This is a genomic window from Conchiformibius kuhniae DSM 17694 (assembly GCF_000428785.1).
Lineage (GTDB): Bacteria > Pseudomonadota > Gammaproteobacteria > Burkholderiales > Neisseriaceae > Conchiformibius > Conchiformibius kuhniae.
Genome location: NZ_AUAP01000022.1, coordinates 22962 through 32828, shown reverse-complemented (window position 1 = coordinate 32828; position 9867 = coordinate 22962). Strand labels below are relative to the sequence as shown.

Here is a 9867-nt window from a genome sequence, read left to right as displayed (position 1 = left end):
AATTTCGCCATGCCCGATGTATAAAGCTGATTGCCCTGCTGATTTTGTCCCAAACCAATGTACACCCAAATCATAATGGGGATTTCATTATTGGGTAAGTATTGTTGCGCCACTTTCCGATAGAAATCAGCCGTATAAACCGTTCCCGAAGTATAAACACTGGTGGCATTTTGCTGTTTCAGCAGGTGTAGATTGGGTTGGAGCGCAGTGAAAACCCAACAAAATCCATAAATTTTCGGAAAAATGTTGGGTTTTCACTTCGTTTCAACCCAAGCTATGCTTGCTTGCCAAACATCAGGCAGTGGATTCCCGCATTCGCGGGAATGACGGCGTTTTGTTATTATACTGATTTATAGTAGAAAATTTTAATTGATGACACGCCCTAGTGCGTCTTATCCGTTGATTCAATAAAGCCTTTTCACCGTCATGCCCGCGCAAGCGCGAATCCCAATCGAAGCACGGCAAACCTTGATAAAACATCGCCTGCCACGCATCGGGCAGTGGATTCGCGCTTGTGCGGGCATGACGGAATTTTGTTGCCATACCGATTTCAAGTAGAAAATTTAAACGATGGCACACCTTAAGGTGCGCCCTTTTCATCTTTCATGCTCATGGGCATCGGCACACGGCGCGTGTACCGCCAAGCCCCCCACAACACCAGCAGCGCCGTGCCGAAAAACGCCGCGCTCCACCATGCCAACGGCACGCCCAACACACGGTACACCTCCCCGCACGCCCCCGTGCCGCGAATCAAAGGTTCATACCAATCAAACAAAGGCGCATCGCGCCAACGGAACGTCCACGGCGCACCGCAGGGCGGTTGCTGCGCAAGCGGCAAACTTTGCAAATGAATCTGCTTTGCCGCAATATACAGCCCGAACAGCGCGGGCGCGGAAACCGCACCTGCCGCCGCCGTTTGCGCCCACCGCTTCCCCAAAGGCAAAGCCAAACACAGCAGCGACACCCATGCCATGCCCGCCAATGCCAAACGCTGCTGAATGCACATCACGCACGGATTCATGCCCCACACATATTGCGCCGTCAGCGAAGCCGCCACCCCCGCCGCCGAAATGCCGAAAACCGCCCCCACCGTTTTGCGGTACATGATTTTGCTCCAAAATCATCTATTTTAACCGCTATCGCCGCTTGGCGCATGATTTTTTGTATAATCGCGCTTTTTCACTTTTTTCACCATGGCTCTGGTTATCTTTTCCGGCGGACAAGACTCCACTACCTGCCTGTTGCTCGCCCTGCGCGAACACGGCGCGGGCAAAGTCCGCACCATCGCCTTCCGCTACGGGCAACGGCACGAAATCGAATTGGCAAAAGCCGCCGCCATCGCCCGCGAACTGAACGTGGCGCACACCGTATTGGACTTGACCGTCATGCAAAGCATCACGCACAACGCCCTGATGGACGGCAACGCCGACATCACCGCAGACGCAAACGGCATGCCCAATACCTTTGTGGACGGGCGCAACGCCCTGTTTTTGCTCTACGCCGCCATTCATGCCAAAGCCCACCGCATCCGCGACATCTACATCGGCGTGTGCGAAACCGATTTTTCCGGCTACCCCGACTGCCGTGCCGAATTTGTCCGCTCGATGAACCACAGCCTGAATCTGGCGATGGACTATCCGTTTATGATTCACACACCGTTGATGTATTTGACCAAAAAGCAAACATGGGCATTGGCGGACGAATTGGGCGCATTGGACTATGTGCGCGAACGCACCCACACCTGCTATTTGGGCAAAGAAGGCGGCTGCGGCGAATGCCCGAGCTGCATCTTGCGCGAAAACGGCTTGCGCGAATATTTGGCAGAACGGCACGCCGCAGGAAACACACCATGAACAAACACATCCGTACCGAAATCTTTACCCGCTTGCGCGATGCCAATCCGCACCCGACCACCGAATTGAACTACCGCAGCCCCTTCGAGCTGCTGATTGCGGTGCTGCTGTCGGCACAGGCAACGGACGCGGGCGTAAACAAAGCCACCGCCAAACTGTTTGCCGTTGCCGACACCCCGCAAAAAATGCTGGATTTGGGTTTGGAAGGCGTGCGCGAATATGTGAAAACCATCGGGCTGTACCAAACCAAATCCAAGCACATCATGGCAACGTGTCGGATTTTGCTCGACAAACACGGCGGCGAAATTCCGCAAACCCGCGAAGAATTGGAAGCCCTGCCCGGCGTGGGGCGCAAAACCGCCAATGTGGTGCTGAACACTGCGTTCAAACAAGCGGTGATGGCAGTGGACACGCATATTTTCCGCGTGTCCAACCGCACCAAAATCGCACCCGGAAAAAACGTGCGCGAAGTGGAAGACAAATTGATGCGTTTGGTGCCGAAAGAATTTTTGTTGGACGCGCACCATTGGCTGATTTTGCACGGGCGCTATACCTGCAAGGCGCAAAAACCGCAGTGCGGGGCGTGTTTGATTGCCGATTTGTGCGAATACGGCGCGAAAACGGTTTAGTTTGCAAATGTGCCGAGTCGTTTTACAATGCCGATTACTTTGTCCACAATAAAGGCATGCCCATGATGACCACCATTGCCGTTGATGCGATGGGCGGCGACATCGGTTTGGATGTTACCGTGCCCGCCGCCGCCGCGTTTTTGCGGCAGCACCCCGAAACCCGTTTGATTTTGACCGGCGATGAAGCGCGTCTTGATGCCGCTTTGTCTGCCCATGCCGATGTGCGTCCGCGCATCACGCTTGTTCATGCCGCGCAGGTGGTGGAAATGGACGAGTCGCCGCAAAATGCTTTGAAAAACAAAAAACAATCGTCCATGCGTTTGGCAATCGAGCAGGTGAAAAGCGGCGCGGCGCAAGCGGCGGTGTCGGCGGGCAACACGGGTGCGCTGATGGCGACCGCCCGTTTCGTATTGAAAACCCTGCCGGGCATCGACCGCCCCGCCATTGCCAAATTTCTGCCCGCCGCCAACGGGCATCTGACGCTGGTGTTGGACTTGGGTGCCAACACCGATTGCACGCCCGAACAACTGTTTCAATTTGCCGTGATGGGCAGCGAGCTGTTCGGCGCACTGCACCCCGAACGCGGCGGGGCGCGGGTCGGGCTGCTCAACATCGGCACGGAAGCCATCAAAGGCACGGAAGCGGTGCGCGAAACCTTCGCACTGCTGCAAAACAGCCGTTTGAATTTTATCGGCAATATCGAAGGCAATGAGATTTTCGGCGGCGCGGTGGACGTGGTGGTGGCAGACGGTTTTGTCGGCAACATCGTGTTGAAAACCATTGAAGGCGCGGTGAAATTCATCGGTGGCGAAATCAAAGCCGAATTTAACCGCAGCCCCTTGACCAAACTCGGCGGCATCGCCGCCTTGCCCGCGCTCAAAGGCTTTAAACAGCGACTCGACCCGCGCCGTTTCAACGGCGCCATCTTTCTCGGGCTGCGCGGCATTGTGGTGAAAAGTCATGGCGGTACGGACGCAACAGGCTTTGCCTACGCACTGGAAGAAGCCCTGCACGAAGCCAAAGCCGACAGCCTGAACAAAATCCAAGCAGGCATTGCCCGCCGCCTGAACGAAACCGCCGCCACCGAAGCGGCTGCCTGAAGCGCGGAACGCACCATCTTTGCGTGCGTTCCGCCCGCTTAGAACTTCACACCCTTGTGCAAAGCCACCACGCCCGCCGTCAAATTATGATAATCCACTTGGTCAAAACCCGCCTCCAGCATCATCTGCTTCAGCGTTTCTTGGTCGGGGTGCATACGGATGGACTCGGCAAGGTATTGATAACTCGCCTCATCTTTGGCAATCCACTTGCCCATCGCCGGCAGCAGCTTAAACGAATACCAGTCATACACGCCCTCAAGCGGCGCATACACTTTGGAAAATTCCAACACCAGCAGCGTGCCGCCCGGCTTCAACACACGGTACATTTCCGCCAACGCCACGTCTTTGTGCGTCATATTCCGCAATCCGAACGACACCGACACCAAATCAAAATAATTGTCGGGAAAGGGTAATTGCTCGGCATCGCACACGGCAACCGGCAAAATCAAGCCCTCGTCCAACAGACGGTCGCGCCCCACCGTGAGCATGGACGAATTGATGTCGGTGAGCCATACTTCGCCGCTTTTGCCCACGCGCTTCGCCCAGCCGCGCGACAAATCGCCCGTGCCGCCGGCGATGTCCAGCACCTTGCCGCCAACGGGAACACGCGCCGTGTGGACGGTAAAATGCTTCCACACACGGTGCAACCCGCCCGACATCACATCGTTCATCAAATCGTAGTTTTTCGCTACCGAATGAAACACTTGGGCAACGCGCCCCGCTTTTTCGCTTTCGGGAACGGTTTGGTAGCCGAAATGGGTGTTTTGGTCTTGATGATTCATAAGATTTTCTTTATTCAATTAAAAATATTTTCAGGCAGCCTGAAAACTCACGGCCGCCGTTTGCCGAAAAACAATTCATACGCCAAATACAGCAAAGGCAAAGTCATAATTCCCAAATACAGCGCGTTTGCCAACACAAACGGCAATGCCAGCAGCAGCACAAACACCAGCCCGAACACCGCTCCGCCCAAATGCGCGGCGTGGCCGATGTTGTCGTTGGGGCGCGGGTTGAGCATCATGTGTACCGAATAGGCGAAATACAGCGTGCCGAAAATCCATGCGGGAATCGGAATCGGGATAAAAAAGAAATAGATGGACATCATCGGGTGAATGGCGATGGCAGCAAACAACACCCCCGACACCGCGCCCGATGCGCCAATCGCCGTGTAGGACGGACGTTTGCGGTAGAGCCACAGCGAAAACGCGCTGCCCGCCAGCATCGCGCCGAAATACAGCAGCAAAAAGCCCAAAGGCTTGAATAGGTGCAACATAATCGGCGCGAAAAAATACAGCGTCAGCATATTAAACAGTAGGTGCATCCAATCGGCGTGCAAAAAACCCGAAGTAATCAGACGGCGGTATTGCCCGTCCCGCAGCACCGAGCCGACATGAAATTGGTAACGCTGGAAGACAAATTGGTTCTGCCAAGCGATGTAGCTGGACACGCAGGTTGCCAAAATCAGGGCAACCAAAACCAAATCATTGATGTTCATAAATTTTCCTTTTGATAATGTGCGGCGGCACGCGCCAGATAATCCTGCCACAAGGTTTCGCGCTCCGTTGCCAAACGGTGCAGATACGCCCAATCGTACAAACCGCTATCGTGTCCGTCCGAAAAGGCGATTTTCAAGGCGTAATGCCCCACCGGTGCGAGCGCGGTAATGGTAACGTCTTGTTTATTGAGTTGCAAAACCGGTTTGCCGTGTCCGCGCACTTCTGCGCTGGGCGAATACACGCGCAAATATTCGGCAGACAGGGCGTATTCGGCGTGGTCATAACGCAGCAGCAGGGTGCGTCCTTCGTTTTGCAGGCGGATTTCGGTGGGTGTGGCGGTCATGGGCGGGTAAAATTTTGGTTTTGATTGCGGAATGCGCGGATTTGCGCCGTCATTTTCCAGTGCGTGTCATTATTTAACCGAGCAATCTCTGCGCCGTCATTCCCGCGCAGGCGGGAATCCAAACAACAAATTCAAACGAACCTTGATAAAACATGGCTTGCAGGTCATCAGACAGTGGCTTCCCGCCTGCGCGGGAATGAGGGCGTTTTTGTATTATACTGATTTCCGGTAAAAAATTAATTGATGACGTGCGCCGGTTTGAATGGGCGGCAGGGCGGTCGGCGTGCGGATTTTATCATTGTCCGCCAATGAAGGGGAAAACGGAAACGACCAACCGTCATGCCCGATGGCGGGGCATGACGGTTGCGCTGTACATCACATCAGAAAGAAATACGCCCACAGGGAAACGGCGGCGATGCACAGCAGGTTGAGCAACACGCCGACCCGCATCATTTCTTTTTGGCGGATTAAGCCCGTGCCGAACACGATGGCATTGGGCGGGGTGGCAACGGGCAGCATGAAGGCGCACGATGCGCCGATGCCGATAATCATCACCAAAACTTCTTTGGGCATGCCCATTTCGGCGGCGATGGTGGCAAACACGGGAACCAGCAGCGCGGCAGAAGCGGTGTTGCTGGTAAATTCGGTGAGAAACACGATAAACGCCGCCACCACCACAATCACCACCAAAGGCGATGCGCCGCCGAAGGTTTGTGCCACTTCGTTGCCCAAAGCGGCAGACGCGCCCGATTTGTCCATCAGGCTGCTCAAGGCGATGCCGCCGCCAAACAGCATCAGCACGCCCCAGTCGGTATTGCGTGCCACTTCGCGCCAGCGCACCGTGCCGAACACCACCACCGCCACCGCAGCCGCCACCGCAATCAGGCTGTCCAAGCCTTTGGTAACGCCCGTCCACGCGCCGATTTGTTTGCTGCCAATCCACGCGGTGGCAGTGGAGACAAAAATCACCACCGTAATCACGCGGTGCAGCGTCCAAGGAATGTCTTCTTTTTCAAGCGTATTGACACGTTGTTTGAAATTCGGGCGCAGCATCAGCACCAGCGAAAACACCATTACCGGCAGCAGTGCCAGCATCATCGGCAAACCGAACGCCATCCAGCCGGAAAAATCCAAGCCCAAGGCTTTGGCGGCGATGGCATTGGGCGGCGAACCGACCAGCGTACCCAGCCCGCCGATGCTGGCACAGTAGGCAATGCCCAGCAAAACAAAAACATAAGTGTTGTGTTCTTTTTCGCGGTCAAGATGCGACATCAAGCCCATCGCCAAAGGCAGCATCATCGCCGCCGTTGCCGTGTTGCTAATCCACATCGACAAAAATGCCGTTACCGCAAAAATCAGCAGTACCGCCACCCACATGTTTCCGCCCGAAAGCGAAATCACCCACATGGCGATTTTGCGGTCGAGCCTTTGCATGTGCAGCGCGGTTGCCAGTGCGAAACCGCCGAAAAACACAAAAATAATCGGGTCGGAAAAATGGGCGAGCGCGGTTTTCGCCGTCATGTCGGGAATGTGGCAAAACACCGCCAGCAAAGGCACCATCAGCGCGGTTACGGTGATGTGTACCGCTTCGGTAAACCACAAAATGCCGACAAAAATCAAAATCGCCAAGCCCCTGTTTGCCATGTCGCCGTAGGGCAGCAGGAAATAGCTCGCCACCCCGACAATGCCCGCAATAATGGTGAGTATCAGCCCGCGAAAATCGGTAATCGGGGTTTGCGCGCTTTCCAGCGACAGGTTTTCGGGCAGGTTTTGTCCGCTCGGATTGTTTTTGAAATCAACCATGATGTTCCTTTTCGGTTCAATGTTTTGTTGTTGAAATCGTGCCAAGCCGTACCTTACCGCGTAAACGGCGTTTACACAAACATTACATAAGTAAAAATCCGATGGTTTGGGTTAAGATTTTGATTGTTATTTGAATAATCATCTCTGGGGATTACAGTGCGGCGGGGGTGGCGGCTGCCAAAACGTGGGCGACGATTTCGTCTTCGTCGTCGCAGATGCGGAATAAATCCAAGTCTTGCGGGGCAATCATGCCTTTGCCCAAGACGTGTTGGCGCAGCCAGTCTGCCAAGCCTTGCCAGAAGTTGCTGCCGACCAGAATAATCGGGCGCGGGGGGATTTTGCCGGTTTGTGCCAAGGTGAGGGTTTCAAACAGTTCGTCTAATGTGCCAAAGCCGCCCGGTACGACCACATAGGCTAATGCGTAGTGGACAAACATGGCCTTGCGTGAGGCAAAGTGGTTGAAGTGCAGGGAGATGTTTTGATAGGGATTGGGGATTTGTTCGCGGGGCAGGACGATGTTCAGCCCTACGGAGATGCCGTTGCCGGTGTAGGCGCCTTTGTTGGCGGCCGCCATCAGTCCGGGCCCGCCGCCGGAAAGGACGGTGAGTCCGGCGTTGGCAAAGCGCCGTGCCAAGCGTTCGGTTTGGGCGTATTCGGGGCTGTGTTCGGGCAAGCGGGCGCTGCCGTAAATGCTGACGGCAGGACGCACGGTTTCCAGTTGTTCGTCTGCGCGGACGCATTCGTCCAAGATTTGGCGGTAGTCTTGCAGTTTGTCGTGAAACATGGTGGTTTTTCCTTTCGTGGTGCGGGCGTCAGGGGGCAAGCGGGGGGACGGCGCAGCCGCATTCGCGCAGCAGGGCGGCGGTTTCAAAAACGGGCAGCCCCATCACGCCGGTGAAGCTGCCGGACAGGTGGCACACGAATGTGCCGCCAATGCCCTGTATGGCGTACGCGCCGGCTTTGTCCATCGGTTCGCCACTTGCGATGTAGGCGTGGATTTCTTGTTCGCTCAAGGTTTTGAAGCGTACTTCGCTGGATTGCAGCACGCTGTATTCGCGCCCGTTGCGGCTGATGCAGACGGCGGTCATAACTTGGTGGCTGGTACCGGAAAGTTGGGCGAGCATGGCAAAGGCTTCTTCGGTATCGGCGGGTTTGCCCAAAATGCGGCTGTCGAGCGCAACGGTGGTGTCGGCGCTGAGCAGGGGCACGGCGGGGTCGAGCGTGCTGCCGTGCAGTTGGCGGGCGGCGCGGTTTTTTTCCAGTGCCATGCGCCCGACATAATGGTAGGCGGATTCGTTGGGCTTGGGCGTTTCGTCTATGTCGGCGGGAACGGTGCGCACGCGGTAGCCCAGTTGCTGCAAAATGTCGCGGCGGCGCGGGCTGGCGGAAGCCAGATACAGGGGAATGTCGGTCATGGTGCGGTCGGTGTGCGGCGTGGTTGGGAGGCGGGCGGGAAACCGCAGCAGCCGCTTGTCGGCGGGGACGGCGGCGGTGCGGCAGGGCTTATTTGGCGTTGGTCGGCTGCAACACGCGCTCGCCTGCGGGGGCGGAAGCGGCTTTGGGCTTGTTTACCGGCACGAGCGGCGTTTCTTCAAACACCGAAGTCGGTTTGATGCGGCGGCGCTGCGGTGTTTTTTTGCGCGGCGTGGCCGGTGGGGCAGGGCGGGTTTCGTCATCGGCGGCGTCCACCTCAATGCTGCTGCCTTCGGGCATCACATCGTTGCGCGTTGCCCGCGTGCCGCCCGCGCGCGGCAGGGTCGGTTTGATTGAACCACTGTTCCACGCCAAAGACTGCAAATCGCCCTGAATCACCGCTTTGCCCGTACAGCTCAGGCACACCGCTTTGCCCGCCTGTGCCTTAATCACCTGCTCCACCCGCGCCGTGCCGATGTTGGCGCCGTTTGCCTTTGCCCAAGCCGAAATGGTTTGGCGCAGGGCATTGCGGTTCAGATTGTTTTTGCGGTAGGGGTCTTTGTACACCGCCAGCCACAAATTGCCCGCTTCGTCCACATTCAGCGCCGCCATCTCATAGCTTACCGTAGCGGGCGAACCCGTTGCGATTTTCTTGGCAAACTCCAAAGCATCGGGCGACTTCATCCGCACGCAACCATGGCTGCGGATACCGGGCACGCTGGCGGGCGCGTTGGTTCCGTGAATGCCCAAACCGTGTTTGGGGTCGCCCAAGCGCACAAACACCGGCCCGAGCGGATTTTTCGGGCCCGGCGGCACGGTTTTCACCCCGTCGCCGCGCTCCTGCTGAATCGACTTGGGAATATGCCAAGTCGGATTGTAAGCCTTTGCCCCGATTAGGTGTTCGCCCAACAGCGTTTGCGTGTGCGCCTTGCCCACCGCCACCGGATACACCTTCTCCAACTGCCCGTCATAATACAAAAACAAGCGTTGTTGCGGAATATTGATGACCACCTGCCAGCCGTTGGCGGCGGGGCGCACATCGGGAACAGGCGTGGTTTGCGATGCCAAAGCGGAAGAAACCGCTACCGAAGCAACGGTTGCCCATAAAAATTTATACATGGTAGGGAATGTCCCGTGAAGGATATTGTTGGGGGAAATAACGCCATCATACGCCAAAACACGGCAATTGACGTGAAAATAACGTTTTTTTTCAGTTTGCCAAAGCATTTG

General features: G+C 56.2%; 11 protein-coding genes. 3 read left to right on the top strand and 8 right to left on the bottom strand.

All coding sequences use genetic code 11. The annotated features are described in order from the left end of the window. Positions 1-580: 580 nt before the first annotated feature. A complete protein-coding gene (locus G392_RS12440; RefSeq protein WP_051255635.1) occupies positions 581-1105 on the bottom strand; it encodes a disulfide bond formation protein B in 525 nt (174 codons plus the stop codon). Positions 1106-1193: 88 nt separating this feature from the next. Between G392_RS12440 and queC the strand changes: the two genes are divergently transcribed. The 3 genes from queC to plsX all read left to right on the top strand — a co-directional run bounded on the left by queC (position 1194) and on the right by plsX (position 3582). Next, on the top strand, positions 1194-1853 hold the full coding sequence (gene queC, locus G392_RS0107540; protein WP_027009760.1) for a 7-cyano-7-deazaguanine synthase QueC: 660 nt from the start codon (positions 1194-1196) through the stop codon (positions 1851-1853). After that, entirely contained in the window at positions 1850-2482 is a 633-nt protein-coding gene (gene nth / locus G392_RS0107535) for an endonuclease III (RefSeq protein ID WP_027009759.1), read from the top strand. Before queC ends, nth begins: the two co-directional genes overlap by 4 nt. 65 nt (positions 2483-2547) lie before the next feature. Continuing rightward, entirely contained in the window at positions 2548-3582 is a 1035-nt protein-coding gene (gene plsX / locus G392_RS0107530) for a phosphate acyltransferase PlsX (protein WP_027009758.1), read from the top strand. Between the two features lie 38 nt (positions 3583-3620). Here plsX and ubiE read toward each other — a convergent pair whose 3' ends face one another. From ubiE to G392_RS12435, 7 genes are all read right to left on the bottom strand, one after another. Next, positions 3621-4364, bottom strand: coding sequence for a bifunctional demethylmenaquinone methyltransferase/2-methoxy-6-polyprenyl-1,4-benzoquinol methylase UbiE (gene ubiE / locus G392_RS0107525; RefSeq protein WP_027009757.1), 744 nt, complete (start codon positions 4362-4364; stop codon positions 3621-3623). A 47-nt stretch (positions 4365-4411) separates the two neighbouring features. Continuing rightward, the gene (locus G392_RS0107520; RefSeq protein WP_027009756.1) at positions 4412-5077 is read right to left on the bottom strand and encodes a rhomboid family intramembrane serine protease; all 666 of its coding nucleotides are present in this window, start codon (positions 5075-5077) and stop codon (positions 4412-4414) included. Continuing rightward, positions 5074-5421, bottom strand: coding sequence for a gamma-butyrobetaine hydroxylase family protein (locus G392_RS0107515; protein ID WP_027009755.1), 348 nt, complete (start codon positions 5419-5421; stop codon positions 5074-5076). The genes G392_RS0107520 and G392_RS0107515 overlap by 4 nt, the downstream gene beginning before the upstream one ends. Before the next feature lie 375 nt (positions 5422-5796). After that, a complete protein-coding gene (locus G392_RS0107505; RefSeq protein ID WP_051255634.1) occupies positions 5797-7224 on the bottom strand; it encodes an SLC13 family permease in 1428 nt (475 codons plus the stop codon). 151 nt (positions 7225-7375) lie between these two features. Next, positions 7376-8008, bottom strand: a complete 633-nt coding sequence (locus G392_RS0107500) for an LOG family protein (RefSeq protein ID WP_027009753.1) — start codon at positions 8006-8008, stop codon at positions 7376-7378. Positions 8009-8036: 28 nt separating this feature from the next. After that, the gene (locus tag G392_RS0107495) at positions 8037-8639 is read right to left on the bottom strand and encodes a Maf family protein (protein ID WP_034334735.1); all 603 of its coding nucleotides are present in this window, start codon (positions 8637-8639) and stop codon (positions 8037-8039) included. 88 nt (positions 8640-8727) lie between these two features. Next, a complete protein-coding gene (locus tag G392_RS12435) occupies positions 8728-9756 on the bottom strand; it encodes a L,D-transpeptidase (protein WP_084165949.1) in 1029 nt (342 codons plus the stop codon). Between the last annotated feature and the right edge of the window lie 111 nt (positions 9757-9867).